The following is a 16702-nucleotide window of genomic DNA, read 5'->3' on the forward strand; positions in this document are numbered from 1 at the left end:
GTGAGGAGTGAGGCTGGTGAGGAGTGAGGAGTGAGGAGTGAGGAGTGAGGAGTGAGGAGAAGGGTAGGATGGGTGGAGCGAAGCGTAACCCATCATTGTTGCGGTCAGGCGATGGGTTGCGGCGCTCCGCGCCTGCACCCGTCCTACGCTGCCCTGTGAGGGATCATTCCAGCGTGCGCCAGTCGAAGCCGCCGTCCTGGCAGGCCAGGCTGTAGTCGAGCCGGCCGTCGAACACGTCCAGCTGTTCGCGCACCCGCTCGGGGGCGTTGTTCTTCTCGCTCAGGTGCGCGGCCACCAGGTGCTGCAGCGGACCCAGTTCGATCTGATCCAGCAGGCGGCGGGCCTGGTGGTTGTTGAGGTGGCCATAGTCGCCGCCGACCCGGCGCTTGAGGGCGGGTGGATAGCTGCCCCTGGCGAGCATCTCCGGGTCGTGGTTGAACTCCAGCACCAGGGCGTCACAGCCCTGGAGAGTGGCGACGATGTGCGGCGTCAGGCTGCCGCAGTCGGTGAGCAGACCGAGCCGGTGACGACCACCGTGGAACAGGAACTGGCAGGGTTCGCGGGCATCGTGCGGTACCGGGTAGGGCTGGACGTGGATATCACCCACATGAAAATCGGCGTAGCCGGCGATCGAATGCAGCGGCGGCAGCTCACCCTCAGGCAGGGTGGCGGCGGTACCGTGGGTCATCCAGACCGGGATGGTGTGGCGGCGGGCGAAGGGCAGCACGCCGCGGATGTGATCGCTGTGTTCATGCGTGACCAGGATAGCCGAAAGTTCTTCCGGGCTGCGGCCCAGCCGCGCCAGACGCTTCTCTGTCTCAGTGATGGAAAACCCGCAGTCGACCATGACACAGGTCGACCCGGTCTCCACCAGCATGGCGTTGCCGCGACTGCCGCTGCCCAGGGACGCGAAACGCATGCCGGAATCGAATCCTTGTCCCTACTTGAGCTGCTCTTCCAGCAGGGTGAGGATACGGGCCGCGGTTGTGGAATTATCCCGCTTGCCGTCCATGTCGCGCACGATCACGCTGGTCTGCGCACCGCTGGCCTGCAGCTGGATCCGGTACTGGGCCTCGCGATCGATCTGCTCGTCATCGCTCCAGAAGGCCAGCCGCGAGAGCAGCCCCTCGCCTTCCTGCTGCTTGAGCGGGTCGTCGTAGCGCACATAATAGACGCCTTCGGAGCGGTTGCGGTCCTCCACGGTGAAGCCGACCCGGTCCAGCGCCAGGCCGGTGCGGCGCCAGGCGCGGGAGAAGTCATCCCCCAGCCGCAGCTCGACCTCGCCTGTGTTGGTGCGGATCAGCTCGGCACGTGCCGCCGGTGTTTCCTGTGTCTCCTGCGCCAGCCGGGTCCGGGCGCGCTCTTCCTCCACGCCCATGTGTACCATCAGGCGCTGCAGCATTTCGGCTTCCAGCGCCGGATCGCTCGGGCGCGGTTTCCACACGGTATTGCCGTCCTGGTCCGCGGTGCCCTCGACCACCTCTTCCACGCCCTGGTGGGTGAGATAGACCTCGGTGATACCGGGCTCGCTGCCGCGCTCAAGGCGCACCCGGAACTTGTCGCGGGTGGCTGCCGAGTAGGCGAAATCCATGACCTTGCCCAGGGTGCGACGGATCGGCCCCTGCGGTATGTCGGCGCGATTCTCGGCCCACTCGGTCTCCAGGATGCCGACGCGCGGATCCTCCACCGTCAGCAGGAAGCCGCTCTGGACCCAGAAGTCACGCACCCGCGGCCAGACCTGCTCGGGCGGGGCCTGCACCACCAGCCAGCGCTGCCGGCCGTCCTGCCTGACCTCGATGTTCTCGGGCTGGGGCAGGACCCCGGCCTCGGACGGGGCGCTGGTCCGGGCGTCGGTCTCGTATTCGGACAGGGTCGCCGAGGGGATCACCAGGCTGTCCTCGATCTCACTGGAACGCAGATCCGGCGGCAGTTCCAGCGTGGGCTCCTGCCGGCTCTCCTTGTAGTCGGCCCCCTTGGCCGGCCAGTACTCCTGAACCGTGCTGCAGGCGGTCAGGATCAGGGCGGCCGTCGCGACGGCCGGGATACGCAGGGCTGAGGGCAGTTTCATGTAGGCATTCCGTGTTGAATGATGAGTCATGCTTGCAGCACACCGGCCTGGCGCAGGGCCTCGGCGACCCGTTCACGATAGGGCTCGGACAGGGGCGTGAGCGGCAGGCGGATACCGGCCGGGATCAGGCCCATGACATACAGCGCCCATTTCACCGGGATGGGATTGGCCTCCAGGAACAGGGCATGATGCAGCCCGTCCAGCCGGTCATTGATGGCCGCGGCACCTGCACGGTCGCCGGCGCGGGCGGCCTCGCACATGGCATGCATGTCCGCCGGCGCCACATTGGCGGTCACCGAGATCACCCCCTGCCCGCCCTGCAACATGAATTCCATCCCCGTGGGGTCATCGCCACTGTACAGGTCGATACGCCCGTCGCAGCGTTGGCGCAGATCACGCAGCCGGTCCAGGTCGCCGGTGGCGTCCTTCAGCCCGACGATGTTGGAGATATGGGACAACCGCTCGACGGTGTCCGGCAGCATGTCACAGGCGGTACGCCCGGGCACATTATAAAGGATCTGCGGAATCGGCACCGCCTCGGCGATGGCCTTGTGGTGCAGATACAGGCCTTCCTGGGTGGGCTTGTTGTAATAGGGGGTGACCAGCAGGCAGGCATCGGCCCCGGCCTGCTGGGCGCAGCGGGTCAGGCTGATGGCCTCAGTGGTGGAGTTGGCCCCGGTGCCGGCGATCACCGGGATCCGCCCGGCAGCCAGTTCCACGGTACGGCGGATGACCTCGCAGTGCTCGTCCTCGTCGAGGGTGGCGGATTCACCGGTCGTGCCCACGGCCACGATGCCGTCGGTGCCATGTTCGATATGAAATTCAACCAGTTTCGCCAGGCTGGTGTAGTCGACCGCCCCGTCCTCGTGCATCGGGGTCACCAGCGCGACCATGCTGCCATGGAACATGCAACTCACTCCGCAAGCCTGTTTCGGGACCCGGATCGGGTTCCCCTGAAACCGCCACATACTACTGGTCCGCTCCGGTGCTGACAAGGCAACGTCGCCGTAGTGGCAATGCACGCCGGCTCTAAAGTATCCTTCGTACAATCATCAAGGTGAGGCAGCATGAGCGAAGACAACACCCCCCTGCGCGAGATCCGGATCAACCCCATCGTTCCCAGCGAGTCCGTCCTGGTGGCCACCGCCCGCGCCATGCGCCCGCGCAAGGACGAGGACCCCGCCCCCCGGGACACCCGCCGCCACGTCGAGCGCTGCCCCTTCTGTCCCGGCAACGAGGCCATGACCCCGCCGACCATCATGGCGGTGCCGAACGAGGAGAACTGGCGGATCCGCATGGTGGAGAACCTCTACCCGGTGCTCGGCGAGACCCCGGGCGGCGGGCTGGCCTTCGGCCTGCAGCAGGCCATCGACGGCTACGGCCGCCACGAGGTGATCATCGACAACGCCAGTCACGGCATCGCCATCCACGAAATGGATGAAGCGCACCTGGCGCTGCTGTTCGGGGTCTACCGCGACCGCATGGCCCAGCTCTACGCCTCTGACACCCGCATCCGCTACGTGCTGGCCTTCAAGAATTTCGGCCCGGCCGCCGGGGCCAGTATCGCCCACACCCACAGCCAGATCATCGCCATGCCGGTGGTGCCGGAGAATCTGCACAACGAGCTGCTCAACAGCCGCCAGCACTACCAGAAATACAACCAGTGCATCTTCTGTTCGCTGATCGACGAGGCCCTGACCTTCGAGGCCACCATCTATGACCGCGTCTCCGGCGAGATCCGGCGCAAGATCAGCGTCGGCCAATACGTGGTCGAGCGCGGCGAACACTTCATCGCCATCAAGCCCTTCGCCAGTCGCTACGAGTGGGAGGTGCACATCCTGCCGCTGCAGCACGACAGCGATTTCCTCAACATCACCGATGAGGCCCGCGCCGACCTGGCGCGGGTGATGCGGCGCACCATGGCCCGCCTCGATGCGGTGGTCGGCGGCGTGCAGTACAATTATTTCCTGCATTCGCTGCCGCGCAGCGAGGCCTATGCCGACTGCCAGGCCGGCTTTCACTGGCACCTGGAGATCTGTCCGCGCACCAGCATCCCGACCGGTTTCGAGCTCGGCTCAGGTTTGTTCGTCAACACCATCAGCCCGGAAGACGCCGCCCAACAGCTACGCGAGGTAAGCCTGGACCCATGAGCACCCATCTTGTCATCTCCGCCCTGGGCGCCGATCAGCCGGGCATCGTCGATGAACTGACCCGCTGCATCTATGACTACGGCGGCAATGTCGCCGACAGCCGCATGTCGGTCATGGGCGGTGACTTCGCCGTGATCCTGCTGGCCAGCGGCAACTGGAACACAATCGCCAAGCTGGAGGACCAGCTGCCGCAGCTGGGTGAGAAGCTGGGCCTGACCGTCAGCCTGCGCCGCACCGAGGAGCACCACTACAGCCGCGACACCCTGCCCTACGTGGTCGAGGTGGTCGCCCTGGACAACCCCGGCATCGTGCACAACCTGGCGCACTTCTTCTCGGCCCGCAACATCAACATCCAGGACCTGAACACCAGCAGCTACGCCGCCGCACACACCGGTACACCCATGTTCGCCGTGCACATGACCGTGCAGATACCGGCCAAGCAGCACATCGCCGGTCTGCGTGAGGAATTCATGGATTTCTGCGACCAGCTCAACCTGGACGCCATCATCGAACCGGCAAAGGGTTGAAGCGCCCGGCCGCCAGCATCCCAAGGAGGCCTGCATGAGCAACGTCGCCGTCGGCAAGAAGGTCCGCGATTTCTCTCTCCCCATGACGGGCGACCAGACCTTCAAACTCTCCGATTGCAGGGGGAAGAAAGTGGTGTTGTATTTCTATCCCAAGGACAATACCCCGGGCTGCACCACCGAGGGTCAGGACTTTCGCGACAACTACAGCAAATTCAAGCGTCAGAAGACCCTGGTCTTCGGCATCTCGCGGGACAGCCTGAAAAGCCACGAGAACTTCAAGGCCAAACACGAACTTCCCTTCGAACTGCTTTCCGACACCGAGGAAAAGGCCTGCGCCCAGTTCGACGTGATCAGGGAAAAGAACATGTACGGCAAAAAGGTGATGGGCGTGGAACGCAGCACCTTTCTCATCGACGAGCAGGGGGTACTCCGGCAGGAGTGGCGCAAGGTCAAAGTCAAGGGCCATGTCGATGAGGTCCTTGAGGCCGTGAAGCAAGCTCGACAAGGCCTGAATCCTTCCCGCACACTTACACATATCACACGGCGGAATCCTTAATTTAATGACACATAAACGCCTGTTCGTGCTCGACACCAATGTCCTCATGCACGACCCGACCGCGCTGTTCCGGTTCCAGGAACACGATGTCTTTCTCCCCATGGTGATACTGGAGGAACTCGACGCCGGCAAGAAGGGCGTCACGGAAGTGGCCCGCAACGTGCGCCAGGTCAACCGCTTTCTCGACGAACTGACCTGCAACGCCTCGCATGAAGACATCGAGAGCGGACTGCAGCTGTCCCAGCGCCCCTTCGACATGAATGGCCACGGCCTGGATTCCTCCGGCACCCTGTACCTGCAGACGCGCAGCATGAAGTTCGAACTGCCTGCCGCCCTGCCCGGCAACGTCCCGGACAACAACATCCTCGGCACCGCGCTGGCCTTGCAGCAGGAACGTCCCGAGGCACGGGTCACGCTGGTGTCCAAGGACATCAACCTGCGCATCAAGGCGGCCATCGTCGGCATCCACGCCGAGGACTACTACAACGATCAGGTACTGGATGACGTCAACCTGCTCTACAAGGGCATGGTTGAACTGCCGGCTGACTTCTGGCAAAACGTCGGCGAAGGAATGGATTCCTGGCAGGACAATGGCCGCAGCCTGTACCGCATCCACGATGAAATGACCCGGGACTGGCATCTCAACCAGTGCATCTACCTGCCCGGCGAAAACGAATTCGAGGCCATGGTCAGGGAACACGACGGCGACAGCGCCCTGGTCGAGGTACTGCGCGACTACCGCAAACCCAGCCATTCCGTGTGGGGTATCGCCGCCCGCAACCGGGAGCAGAATTTCGCGCTCAACCTGCTGATGGACCCGGACATCGACTTCGTCACCCTGGTCGGCCAGGCCGGCAGCGGCAAGACACTGCTGACCCTGGCCGCTGCACTCACCCTGACCCTGGACGAGAAGCGCTTCAGCGAAATCATCATGACCCGGGTCACGGTCCCGGTGGGCGAGGACATCGGCTTCCTGCCCGGCACCGAGGAGGAAAAGATGACTCCCTGGATGGGGGCGCTGATGGACAACCTGGAGGTGCTGACCCAGTCGGATGCCGCCGGCGAATGGGGCCGGGCGGCGACCAATGACCTGCTGCACCGCCGCATTCGCATTCATTCGCTGAACTTCATGCGCGGCCGCACCTTCCTGAACAAGTTCCTCATCATCGACGAGGCCCAGAACCTGACCTCCAAACAGATGAAGACCCTGATCACCCGCGCCGGCCCCGGCACCAAGGTGGTGTGCCTGGGCAACGTGGCCCAGATCGACACCCCCTACCTGACCGAGACCACCTCCGGCCTGACCTACGTGGTCGACCGTTTCAAGGGCTGGGGCTACGGGGGGCACGTCACCCTGCGCCAGGGCGAGCGCTCGCGGCTGGCGGATTACGCGTCGGAGAATCTCTGAGGCTTGGCAACATCAACGCAGAGGACGCAGAGAATAGTAATGAATCTCTGATTATTTTGTCATTGCGAGGAGCGGAGCGACGCGGCAATCTCTAACCGATTGATCCTGCCGTTCGAGATTGCTTCGCTATGCTCGCAATGACGGCATAACTGAATTAATCAGAGTTCCCTTTGCGCCTCCGCGCCTCTGCGCCCTCCGCGTTATTCACCGCCGGCGCCAGTCGGTTCCACTGCGGGCTCGGGCTCCCTGCGCGGCCAGGCCTTGAGTACGGCCTGCACCAGGGTGGCCAGCGGAATGGCGAAGAAGATACCCCAGAAGCCCCACAGACCGCCGAAGACCAGCACCGCCACGATGATGGCTACCGGGTGAAGATCGACCACCTCGGAGAACAACAGCGGCACCAGCACGTTGGCATCCAGGGCCTGAATCACGGCATAGGCGATGAGCACGTAAAGGAATTCGCTGCCCCAGCCCCATTGGAAATAGGCGATCAGGGCGATCGGCACCGTCACCACGGCTGCACCGATATAGGGGATGATCACCGACAGGCCGACCAGGGTGCTGGCAGCACGGCATACTGCAGACCCATCAGGGTAAAGGTGGCATAGGTGACGCCGCCGACGATGAAGATCTCCCACATCTTGCCGCGGATGTAATTGCCGATCTGGGCGTTGACATCGTGCCAGACGGCGGTGGACAGGTGCCGCTCGCGCGGCAGATAGGACCCCAGCCAGCCGATGATGCGGTTCTTGTCCTTGAGGAAGAAGAACACCAGCACCGGCACCAGGATGAGGTAGACCAGCAGGGTGATCAGGCTGACCAGGGAGGCCACCGACAATGACAGCACCCGCTGGCCCATGCTGCCCAGTTCGGTGCGGATCGCCATCATGAATTCGCGGATCTGGTCGTCGGTTACGAAGTTGGGATAACGCTCGGGCAGCTTGAGCAGCATCGACTGGCCGCGGCTGACCATGTCGGGCAACTGCTGCACCAGCTGGGTGAGCTGGAAGGACAGCCGCGGAATGATGCCGAAAAAGGCGAACAGCAGGAACAGCATGAAGGCAATGAACACCAGCAGCACGGCCCAGGTCCGGCCCAGCGCGTGGCGTTCCAGCGGAGTGACCAGTCCATCGAGCAGATAGGCGATGACCACGCCCGCCAGCACCGGCGCCAGCATCCGGCCCATGGTCAGGACGATAGCGAAGCCGATGATCAGAAACAGCGCGAGGATGACGACCTGCGGATCGGAGAAGTAGCGCCGGAACCAGTTGCGGATGATGTCCATGGGCGGAAGATTCAGGACCAGCGCTCGAGATAGGCCTGGTAGTGCTCCTCGAACACGGTCTCCAGTCGGTCGATCACCTCCTCGGCCGCCTTGCCGTACATCACGTGTTCGGTTACCAGCGGCGAGGTCTCGTTGAGCAGCTTGTTCTTGTCCAGCATGTAATAACTTTCGGACAGGCGCTTGACAGCCTTGATGACGGACTCGGACTCCGGCCGCGGAATCGGTTTCGGGGTCTCGGGCAGCACCGGTTCGGCCGGTGCTGCGGCCTGCGGCTGCGGCAGACCCGCCACGGGCCGGCCGGCGAGAAACTCGGCATAACGGATCAGGGCGTGACGGTCGGCCTCGTTCAGTTCATTGAACAGTTCCAGCAGTCTGGATTCATCTGTCGGCATAATAAAAACAGGCTCTAGTTACTATGGAAACCCTGATTAATTAAAAACCCCCGTCATTGCGAGCGAAGCGTGGCAATCTCGTAATGCGAAATCAATCGCATGGAGATTGCCACGTCGCTTCGCTCCTCGCAATGACGGAATTAGTCAGGCACGTAGGTCGGGTTAGCGTAGCGTAACCCGACAGCTCGCGGCATGTTGGGTTACGGTGCTGCGCACCTAACCCAACCTACGTCACTGCTCTCGAGACCTCGGCCCTAGAACCTGGCACCTGTTCACTCCCAGTCATCATGATGCGTCTTGCAGTAATGGCGGGCGAATTCGAGCAGCTCGTCCATGGCCAGGTGGCGGAATTTCTGCTTCTGGTGGACGAAGGAGAAGGGCCGTTCCAGTCTGGGCTCGAGCTGCAACGCAACCAGGGTCTGCAGCTTCAGTTCCTTCTGGATGGTGGCCCGCGAGACGATGGACACACCCATCGCGGCCTCCACCGCGCCCTTGACCGCCTCGGGGCTGCCCAGCTCCATGCACACGCTGATGTCGGTCATGTTCACGCCCGCCTGGCCCAGGTATTCGCTGATCACTTCGCGGGTGCCCGAGCCCTCCTCGCGGCAGATGTAGGGATACTTGAGCATTTCCTCGATCTTGACCACCTTGTTCCTGGCCAACGGGTGGCTGGGCGGAACAATGGCCACCAGCTCGTCCATGCGGCAGATCTCGACCACCAGGTTCTTGTTGGTCACCGGCGCCTCGACCACGCCCAGATCGATGATGTTGTTCTCCACCATGGAGACGATGCCGTCGGTATTGGACACCCGCAGCTGGACATTAACGTCCGGGTACTTGTTGCGGAAATCCCCCAGCAGCGCCGGCAGCATGTACTCGGCGATCGTGGTGCTGGCGCCGATCATGACCACACCGCTGATGTCGCCGGTCATTTCCCGGACGGCGTTTTCCATGTCGTTGTAAAGATCGAAGATACGGTCGGAGTACTCGAACACCCGGCGACCGGCCTCGGTCAGGCTGATGCGGTTGTGGGTGCGGTCGAACAGGCGGGTGTTGAAATGCTCCTCCAGCTGGCGGACCTGGAAGGTCACGGCCGGCTGGGTCATGTGCAGCGTCTCCGCCGCCTTGGTGAAACTCAGCAGACGTGCCACTGTGTGAAAGACCTGCAATCTGCGATCGGCCATGGCTCTCTCTAATACCGGATTCGGGACGGTTTTCTTCTGTAAAACAGCCACCTGTCATTCAGGCGGCTGCTAATCCTAGCAGCAATCGCCCGAATATAAAATATTCTGATGCGGCTATGCGTGAAAATGGAGTTATCCGGAATGCGCATGGCGCCGCCAGCGCGCGGCATAGTACAGCACAGGGATGACCACCAGCGTCAGAAGGGTGGAGACAAACACACCGAATATCAGCGAGATAGCCAGACCGCTGAAGATGGGATCGTCGAGGATGAAAAAGGCTCCCAGCATGGCCGCCAGACCGGTCAGGATGATCGGCTTGGCCCGTACCGCGCCGGAGCGCAGCACGGCTTCCTCAAAGGCCACCCCGCGCTCGACCTCGTGGTTGATGAAATCCACCAGCAGGATGGAATTGCGCACAATGATGCCGGCGAGCGCGATCATGCCGATCATGGAGGTGGCCGTGAAGGGTGCTCCGAGCAGTGCGTGCCCCGGCATGACGCCGATCACGGTCAGCGGGATCGGCGCCATGATGATCAGCGGCACCAGGTAGGAACGGAACTGGGCCACGATCAGCAGATAGATCAGCAGCAGCCCGACCGAGTAGGCGATGCCCATATCGCGGAAGGTCTCGTAGGTGATCTGCCACTCACCGTCCCACTTCAGGCTGTACTTATAGGGGTTCTCCGGCTGGTCGATGAAGTGCTGCTCGATCGGCTCGGGCCGGCCCAGTGTGTTGTCGCGCAGCTGACCGACGATGTCGAACATGCCATAGAGCGGGCTGTCCACGCCGCCGGCCACATTGGCGGTGACATGGACCACCGGCAGCAGGTCCTTGTGATGGATCGCACGCTCGCGCTGGCCTTCGCGCACCTCGACGATATCGGCCAGGCGCACGCTGCGTCCACCCTCGCCGGTCAGTTCCATCGCCAGCAGCCGCTCCAGCCGGTCCTTGTCCTGCACCGGCAGTTCCAGGCGCACCGGCACCGGATACTTGTCATGGCCGGTATGCAGGTAGGTCACATCCTCGCCGGACAGCGCGGTTGTGATGGCCTGAACCACGGTGGACTGGGCCAGCCCGAAGCGGGCCGCGCGGCTGCGATCGACCGTCATATAATACTGGGGCGCGGCGGCCTCGACGCTGTCGTCGATGTCGACCACATGCGGAGTGCCGGCGAAGACCTGCTTCAGCTCGCCGGCCAGTTCGATCTGCCCCGTATAGTTCAGGCCATAGATTTCGGCCACCAGCGGCGAGAGCACCGGCGGGCCGGCCGGCATCTCGACCACCTTCACACTGCCCTGGTAGCGTTCGGCGATGGCCGTGAGCATGGGCCGCACCATCAGAGCGATCTCGTGACTCTTGCGCTTGCGTTCGGCCTTGTCGCGGAGGTTGACCTGGATGTCGCCCTGATGTGCCTCGCTGCGCAGATAATACTGGCGCACCAGGCCGTTGAAGTTGATCGGCGAGGCCGTACCGGCATAGATCTGATAGTCGGTCACTTCGGGCACCTGCGCCAGCGCCGCCCCCATCTCGTCCAGCACCCGGGTCGTCTGCTCCAGGCTGGTGCCCTCGGGCATGTCCAGCACCACCTGGAACTCGGACTTGTTGTCGAAGGGCAGCATCTTGAGCACCACCCACTGGTTTGCTGCCATACCCAGCGACACAACGATCAGGACCAGGGTGATGATGCCCAGCAACCAGCGTTTGACGCGTCCCTGGCGCTGACGCAGAAAAGGCCCGACGAAGCGTTGGAAAAAGGCGTACAGCCCGGCCGGCACCCCTTCACCACCCTCACCCGTACCGTGGCCGCCGATGAGCTTGTAGCCCAGCCAGGGGGTGAACACGAAGGCCACCGCCAGCGAGATCAGCATGCCGATGCTGGCGTTGATCGGGATCGGGCTCATGTAGGGCCCCATCAGCCCGGTGACGAAGGCCATGGGCAGCAGGGCTGCAATCACTGTCAGGGTGGCCAGGGATGGTCGGGCCGCCGACCTCGTCCACCGCCAGCGGAATGGCCTCCTTGAGGCTGCGTCCGCCCATGCCCATGTGGCGGTGGATGTTCTCCACCACCACGATGGCGTCATCGACCAGGATGCCGATGGAGAAGATCAGCGCGAACAGCGAGACCCGGTTGAGGGTGAAGCCCCAGGCCCAGGAGGCGAACAGGGTGATGGCCAGGGTAATGATCACCGCCAGACCGACGATGAAGGCCTCGCGCCAGCCCAGCACCAGCAGCACCAGGGCGACCACCACCAGGGTGGCGAAGGTCAGCTTCTTGATCAGGGTCTGGGCCTTGTCGTTGGCGGTTTTACCGTAATCGCGGGTGAAGGTGACCTCGATGTCGTCCGGGATGAAGGTGCCGCGCAGCTGTTCGAAGCGTTTGATCACCGCGTTGGCGATGTCCACGGCATTGGTACCGGGCTTCTTGCCGATGGCCAGGGTTACGGCGGGAAATTCGCCGCTCGCCTCGACACCCTTGTCCGCCGCCGCCGCGCCGGTGCCGAAACGCACATAGCGCTCCGGCTGATCCGGGCCATAGCGCACCTCGGCCACATCGCGCAGATACACCGGCTGGCCCTGGTGCATGCCCACGACCAGTTCGGCGACCTGCTCCGGCTGACTGAGAAAGTCCCCGGCCCGGACCGGGATCTCGCGGTTGTCACCGACCAGCATACCGCTGTCGCTGGAATGATTGGCCGCGGTCAGGGCGCGTTTGAGCTGGGCGACGTCGATGTCATAGCCGGCCAGCCGCGCCAGATCCAGCAGCACATGCACCACCCGGTCGGCGCCGCCGATGGTGGCGATCTCGCGGGTGCCGGGCACGCGCTTGAGTTCGGCCTCCAGGGCGTGCGCCACCCGTTGCAGCTCATAGGCGCCGCGGTTGGGATTCTTCGTCCACAGGGTGGCGGTGACGATGGGCACGTCGTCGATGCCCTTGGGCTTGATGATGGGCTGCAGCGTACCCAGATTGGGCGGCAGCCAGTCCTGGTTGGAGAAAATGGCGTTGTACAGGCGCACGATGGCCTGGGTGCGGTCCTCGCCGACCTCGTACTCGACCGTCAGGACGGCCTGATCGGGACGGGAGACGGAATAAATGTGCTTGACCCCCTCGATCTCGGACAACACCTGCTCGGCCGGGGTGGTGACCAACTGCTCGACCTCGCGCGCGGTGGCACCGGGAAAGGGAATGAAGACATTGGCGAAGGTGACATTGATCTGCGGCTCTTCCTCGCGGGGCGTGATCAGCACCGCCAGCACCCCGAGCAGAAAGCCCAGCAGGGCCAGCAACGGGGTGATCTGGGTATCGAGAAAGGTCCGGGCGACCCGCCCGGAAAAGCCGAGCCTGTCACTCACTGGTGCGCTCCCGCCTGGCGGCGCTTGAGTTCGACCACGGCCTCGACCGGGTCGGTCACCACCCGTTCGCCCTCGCTCAGGCCGGCTGTGACGCCGACGCGCTCACCGGCATAGGGATGGCCGGTACGGATCTGGCGCAGGCTGATGCGTCCCTGATCGTCCACCACATAGACGCCGGTCAGTTCACTGCGGCGCACCACGGCCACAGCGGGAATGGTCAGCAGCTCCTGCTCGCCGACCACGAAGCCGACCTTGACCAGCATGCCGGGGTAGAGCCCGTAACCGTTGGCCGAAGGCAGGCCGACGCGCACCCGGAAACCGTGGCTGGCGCCGTCGGCATAGGGATAGACCGTGATACTGTCACTGGCAACCTGCTGGGTATCCACCAGCCCCCATTTGATCTGCGCCTGCTTGAGCGCACGCACCTCGTGCACATAGCGCTGCGGCACGCTGACCAGCGCGCGCAGCCGCTCCAGAGATACCGGTCATCAGGGGCATGCCGGGACTGGCCATCTCGCCGACCTCGGCATGGCGCTCGACCACAATGCCGTCATAGGGGGCGCGGATGCGGGTATATTCGAGCTGCTCCTGCGCCGATGCCAGCGCGGCGCGGGCGCTTTCCAGCCGTGCGCGGGCCGAGTTGAACCCGGAAGTGGCACGGTCCATCGCCGCCTTGGCCACCCAGTTTCCTGGCGTAGATTTCCTTGATGCGGTTGTATTCGTCTCGGGCCTCGACAAAGCGGGCGCGGGCCTCCTCCACGGCGGCCTCGGCCTGGCGCAGCCGGGCCTGCTGTTCGGTGTCGCGCAGCTCCACGATTACGGCATCGCGCTCGACATAGTCGTCGACATCGAAGTGGATGGCGGCGATCCTGCCGCTGGTCTCGGCCGAGACCGTGGCCTGATGGACCGCCTCGATCTCCCCGTCGAACCACTGCCGATAGGGCACCGTGCTGCGCTCCACCGGCGCCGTGGGGAGCTGCGCCAGCGCTCCCTGCGCAACCACAGACAGGGCCAGTATGAAAAGTGTTCTCATCCGCTGCTTCTCCCTTCCGGCTGCCGCTGGCAATTCCTGCTGAGGAAATTCCAATTTATTCGTCATTACGAGGCGCGCAGCGCCGTGGCAATCTTCAACTACCTGATCCTGCATCATGAGATTGCCACGCTACGCTCGCAATGACAGGAAAACGGATGCAGGTCGGGTTACGCTGCGGCTGGCCCGACCTACGTGCTAATTTACAGCGCTGCTCTGAAAACGACAAACCCGCCGGGAGGCGGGTCGTCGGTTTATGGCGCTGGGTTGATCCGGATCAGCTCACATCCGGAAGCGCCCCATCAGATCCTGCAGGGTGGAGGACAGACGCGCCAGCTCCTCGGAGGCAGAGGCGGTCTGCTGGGCACCGGCGGCGGTCTTGTCGGCCACGTCGCGGATATTGCCCACATTGGAATTGATTTCGCCTGCCACCGCACTCTGCTCCTCGGCGGCACTGGCGATCTGGGTGTTCATGTCGTTGATCTGCGAGACGGCCGCGGCGATACCGCCCAGTGACTCGGCAGCCTTCTCCACCTGTTCGGCGCTCTCCTTGGCCATATTCTGGGCCTCTTCCATTTACCTTCACCGCGCCGGTGGCGCCGACCTGCAGACGCTCGATCATCTCCTGGATCTCCTGCGTGGACTGCTGGGTGCGGCTGGCCAGATGGCGCACCTCGTCGGCCACCACGGCGAAGCCGCGGCCCTGTTCACCGGCGCGCGCTGCCTCGATGGCCGCGTTGAGCGCCAGCAGATTGGTCTGTTCGGCAATGCCGCGAATCACATCCAGCACCATGCCGATATTCTCGGACTCGGTCTCCAGCTTGTGAATCACGCCGCCGGCCCGGTCCATTTCGTTGACCAGATTGTCGATCCCGCCCAGGGCCTCGGTGGCCACCAGGGCCCCGCCCTTGGCATCGGCATCGGCCTGCTGGGCATGCTGGGCGGCGTTGGCCGCATTCTGCGCCACATCATGAACCGTGGTGGTCATCTCGGTTCATGGCCGAGGCCACGTGTTCGATCTCGGACTGCTGCTGCTGCACGCCGCGGCTGGCCTCGTCGGTCACGGCCGACATCTCTTCAGCGGCCGAGGCCAGCTGTGCGGTTGCCCCGCTGATCTCGCCGATCACACTACGCAGGTTGTCCGCCATCTGATTGAAGCTGGAGATGATCTCTCCGATCAGGTCATGGCTTTCCATGGTGCAGCTATGGGAGACATCGTTCTGGGCAATGGCGTTGGCGACCTCGGAGATACGCCGCAGCTTGCTCAGCAGAATAATGTTGACCAGCCAGTAGTTCACCACGCCGAGTACCACGCCCGCCGTCAGGCAGCCGGCCACGAACCAGGTGAACATATCCTCTTTCCAGTCCACCAAAGAACTGGGCGAAAACCGGGAAGAGGGCACCCATCAGGATACCGAAGCCCACACAGGCGATGAGCAGATTACGCAAAATGCTCGGTTTCATAACACACCATCCGTCATTCGTCTTGATCCTGGTTGTCTTCCCCGGCGGCTGTCCCCGTGGGACCCGGCAGGGGAAATCCCCTCATCCACCCCGAATGCTTGAAATCGCTTCTGCCTGGCCGCTTCATTGAAACAGGCAAGATCCAGACCATTTTCAGTTCGACGCCTGTCGTGCCCGCCCCGGCTCAGGCTCCGGCCCGCATCTGCTCCAGCTGACCGATCACCGACTGCAGCTCGCTTTCGATCAGGGCCGCATTTTCGGCCTTGTTCTGATTGTTGCGGATCACCTCGCGGATGGACTGCACGGCTACGCTCTGCTGTTCCGCGGCACTGGCGACAGTGGTGTTCATGCCGTCGATGGTCTGGACATAGCCGCCGATCTCGGCCAGCGACATGGTGGCGTTTTCCAGCATCTCCTCGACCACACTGGCCTGGCTGGTGCCCTCGCCCATGACCTTGACCGCCTCGTTGGCGCGGCCCTGCAGGGCCTCGATCATGTCCTGGATCTCCTGGGTGGAGGACTGGGTCCGGCTGGCCAGGTGGCGCACTTCGTCCGCCACGACGGCAAAACCCCGCCCCTGTTCGCCGGCCCTTGCCGCCTCGATGGCCGCGGTTCAGCGCCAGCAGGTTGGTCTGTTCGGCGATCCCCCGGATCACATCCAGCACCGCACCGATATTGGTGCTCTCCTGACTCAGGCGTTCCACCGCCTGGCCGGCGCGCCCGATCTGATCGTTCAGGCTGGACATGGAGCCCAGGGCATTGGTCATGGTGACCTTGCCGGTCTCGGATTCGTTCAGCGCCTGGTGGGTCGATTCAGCGGCCGAGGCGGCGTTGTGAGCGATCTCCTCGACGGCCTGCACCAGTTCATCGACGGCCACACTGGCCTCGTGCTGACCGTTATCGTTGCCACAACTGCTGACCGTCCCGAACAGGGCCTGCAGCTGATCCATCGCGGCCTGCAGTCCACCCGCCACATGCTCCAGGGCGGCCTCGCGCTCGGCGATGCGGGCATCGACCCGATTGAAGGCCTCGACCATGACGCATGACGTGCACTGACGGCTGAGCTTCGGCGGCCTCGCCATCGGCCAGGGCAGACAGGGCCCTGCCCCAGGCCAGCTGCCGCCGCCGGCCGGCCCGCAGCGACAGGGCCAGCGGCAGGGCCGCCAGGGCACCGAGCGCCAGCAACCAGCCCGGTGCGGCACCACCGAAGCTGTTGAATGCAACCGCATCCAGCACCCCCATCACCATCAGCAGCCCGGCCGGCAGCCAGGCCGCGCTGCGTTTCG

The 16702-nt window shown here is 63.7% G+C and carries 14 protein-coding genes and 4 pseudogenes; 4 read left to right on the plus strand and 14 right to left on the minus strand.

The window, feature by feature from the left end; genetic code table 11:
• Window positions 1-163 precede the first annotated feature (163 nt).
• Genes D6C00_RS03635 through dapA form a run of 3 tightly spaced genes read right to left on the minus strand, consistent with a single transcriptional unit; the run spans window position 164 to window position 2976 of the window.
• The gene (locus D6C00_RS03635) at window positions 164-919 is read right to left on the minus strand and encodes an MBL fold metallo-hydrolase (RefSeq protein WP_125180357.1); all 756 of its coding nucleotides are present in this window, start codon (window positions 917-919) and stop codon (window positions 164-166) included.
• Between the two features lie 21 nt (window positions 920-940).
• Entirely contained in the window at window positions 941-2068 is a 1128-nt protein-coding gene (bamC, locus tag D6C00_RS03640; RefSeq protein ID WP_125180358.1) for an outer membrane protein assembly factor BamC, read from the minus strand.
• A 26-nt stretch (window positions 2069-2094) separates the two neighbouring features.
• Window positions 2095-2976, minus strand: a complete 882-nt coding sequence (gene dapA / locus D6C00_RS03645; protein WP_125180359.1) for a 4-hydroxy-tetrahydrodipicolinate synthase — start codon at window positions 2974-2976, stop codon at window positions 2095-2097.
• A gap of 159 nt (window positions 2977-3135) precedes the next feature.
• Here dapA and D6C00_RS03650 point away from each other — a divergent pair, with 159 nt between their 5' ends.
• Genes D6C00_RS03650 through D6C00_RS03665 form a run of 4 tightly spaced genes read left to right on the plus strand, consistent with a single transcriptional unit; the run spans window position 3136 to window position 6709 of the window.
• Entirely contained in the window at window positions 3136-4218 is a 1083-nt protein-coding gene (locus D6C00_RS03650) for a galactose-1-phosphate uridylyltransferase (protein WP_125180360.1), read from the plus strand.
• On the plus strand, window positions 4215-4745 hold the full coding sequence (locus D6C00_RS03655; RefSeq protein WP_125180361.1) for a glycine cleavage system protein R: 531 nt from the start codon (window positions 4215-4217) through the stop codon (window positions 4743-4745). Before D6C00_RS03650 ends, D6C00_RS03655 begins: the two co-directional genes overlap by 4 nt.
• A gap of 34 nt (window positions 4746-4779) precedes the next feature.
• Window positions 4780-5301, plus strand: a complete 522-nt coding sequence (locus D6C00_RS03660; protein WP_125180362.1) for a peroxiredoxin — start codon at window positions 4780-4782, stop codon at window positions 5299-5301.
• Window positions 5302-5305: 4 nt separating this feature from the next.
• Complete coding sequence (locus D6C00_RS03665; RefSeq protein ID WP_125180363.1) at window positions 5306-6709, plus strand: PhoH family protein; 1404 nt, start codon at window positions 5306-5308, stop codon at window positions 6707-6709.
• Window positions 6710-6909: 200 nt separating this feature from the next.
• On the opposite strand, the pseudogene D6C00_RS03670 reads toward D6C00_RS03665, so the two are convergent.
• The 11 genes and pseudogenes from D6C00_RS03670 to D6C00_RS16540 all read right to left on the minus strand — a co-directional run.
• A pseudogene (locus D6C00_RS03670) lies at window positions 6910-7994 on the minus strand (AI-2E family transporter).
• An 11-nt stretch (window positions 7995-8005) separates the two neighbouring features.
• Window positions 8006-8386, minus strand: a complete 381-nt coding sequence (locus D6C00_RS03675) for a Crp/Fnr family transcriptional regulator (RefSeq protein WP_125180364.1) — start codon at window positions 8384-8386, stop codon at window positions 8006-8008.
• Between the two features lie 272 nt (window positions 8387-8658).
• Window positions 8659-9570 (minus strand): selenium metabolism-associated LysR family transcriptional regulator, encoded by a 912-nt coding sequence (locus D6C00_RS03680; RefSeq protein ID WP_125180365.1) that lies wholly within the window; start codon window positions 9568-9570, stop codon window positions 8659-8661.
• A 132-nt stretch (window positions 9571-9702) separates the two neighbouring features.
• Window positions 9703-12922: pseudogene (locus tag D6C00_RS03685) on the minus strand (efflux RND transporter permease subunit).
• Window positions 12919-13371 (minus strand): efflux RND transporter periplasmic adaptor subunit, encoded by a 453-nt coding sequence (locus D6C00_RS15950; RefSeq protein ID WP_241546783.1) that lies wholly within the window; start codon window positions 13369-13371, stop codon window positions 12919-12921. The pseudogene D6C00_RS03685 and the gene D6C00_RS15950 overlap by 4 nt, the downstream one beginning before the upstream one ends.
• Window positions 13372-13472: 101 nt before the next feature.
• Complete coding sequence (locus D6C00_RS15955) at window positions 13473-13955, minus strand: efflux RND transporter periplasmic adaptor subunit (RefSeq protein WP_241546784.1); 483 nt, start codon at window positions 13953-13955, stop codon at window positions 13473-13475.
• A gap of 279 nt (window positions 13956-14234) precedes the next feature.
• Window positions 14235-14528, minus strand: a complete 294-nt coding sequence (locus D6C00_RS15960) for a hypothetical protein (protein WP_241546936.1) — start codon at window positions 14526-14528, stop codon at window positions 14235-14237.
• 67 nt (window positions 14529-14595) lie between these two features.
• Window positions 14596-14940: pseudogene (locus D6C00_RS16530) on the minus strand (methyl-accepting chemotaxis protein); the annotation flags it as partial.
• Window positions 14921-15304, minus strand: a complete 384-nt coding sequence (locus D6C00_RS15670) for a HAMP domain-containing protein (RefSeq protein WP_194073933.1) — start codon at window positions 15302-15304, stop codon at window positions 14921-14923. The pseudogene D6C00_RS16530 and the gene D6C00_RS15670, both read right to left, overlap by 20 nt.
• 296 nt (window positions 15305-15600) lie before the next feature.
• Complete coding sequence (locus D6C00_RS16535) at window positions 15601-15975, minus strand: methyl-accepting chemotaxis protein (protein WP_317623005.1); 375 nt, start codon at window positions 15973-15975, stop codon at window positions 15601-15603.
• 67 nt (window positions 15976-16042) lie between these two features.
• Window positions 16043-16645, minus strand: a pseudogene (locus D6C00_RS16540) (methyl-accepting chemotaxis protein); the annotation flags it as partial.
• Window positions 16646-16702 lie beyond the last annotated feature (57 nt).

This window comes from Thiohalobacter thiocyanaticus (assembly GCF_003932505.1).
Classification (GTDB): Bacteria; Pseudomonadota; Gammaproteobacteria; order Thiohalobacterales; family Thiohalobacteraceae; genus Thiohalobacter; species Thiohalobacter thiocyanaticus.

Bases quoted from the DNA above. Each gene is read 5' to 3' on its own strand.
- D6C00_RS03635 (WP_125180357.1), bottom strand. From the start codon at position 919: ATGCGTTTCGCGTCCCTGGGCAGCGGCAGTCGCGGCAACGCCATGCTG.
- bamC (WP_125180358.1), bottom strand. From the start codon at position 2,068: ATGAAACTGCCCTCAGCCCTGCGTATCCCGGCCGTCGCGACGGCCGCC.
- dapA (WP_125180359.1), bottom strand. From the start codon at position 2,976: ATGTTCCATGGCAGCATGGTCGCGCTGGTGACCCCGATGCACGAGGAC.
- D6C00_RS03650 (WP_125180360.1), top strand. From the start codon at position 3,136: ATGAGCGAAGACAACACCCCCCTGCGCGAGATCCGGATCAACCCCATC.
- D6C00_RS03655 (WP_125180361.1), top strand. From the start codon at position 4,215: ATGAGCACCCATCTTGTCATCTCCGCCCTGGGCGCCGATCAGCCGGGC.
- D6C00_RS03660 (WP_125180362.1), top strand. From the start codon at position 4,780: ATGAGCAACGTCGCCGTCGGCAAGAAGGTCCGCGATTTCTCTCTCCCC.
- D6C00_RS03665 (WP_125180363.1), top strand. From the start codon at position 5,306: ATGACACATAAACGCCTGTTCGTGCTCGACACCAATGTCCTCATGCAC.
- D6C00_RS03675 (WP_125180364.1), bottom strand. From the start codon at position 8,386: ATGCCGACAGATGAATCCAGACTGCTGGAACTGTTCAATGAACTGAAC.
- D6C00_RS03680 (WP_125180365.1), bottom strand. From the start codon at position 9,570: ATGGCCGATCGCAGATTGCAGGTCTTTCACACAGTGGCACGTCTGCTG.
- D6C00_RS15955 (WP_241546784.1), bottom strand. From the start codon at position 13,955: ATGAGAACACTTTTCATACTGGCCCTGTCTGTGGTTGCGCAGGGAGCG.
- D6C00_RS15960 (WP_241546936.1), bottom strand. From the start codon at position 14,528: ATGGAAGAGGCCCAGAATATGGCCAAGGAGAGCGCCGAACAGGTGGAG.
- D6C00_RS15670 (WP_194073933.1), bottom strand. From the start codon at position 15,304: ATGTTCACCTGGTTCGTGGCCGGCTGCCTGACGGCGGGCGTGGTACTC.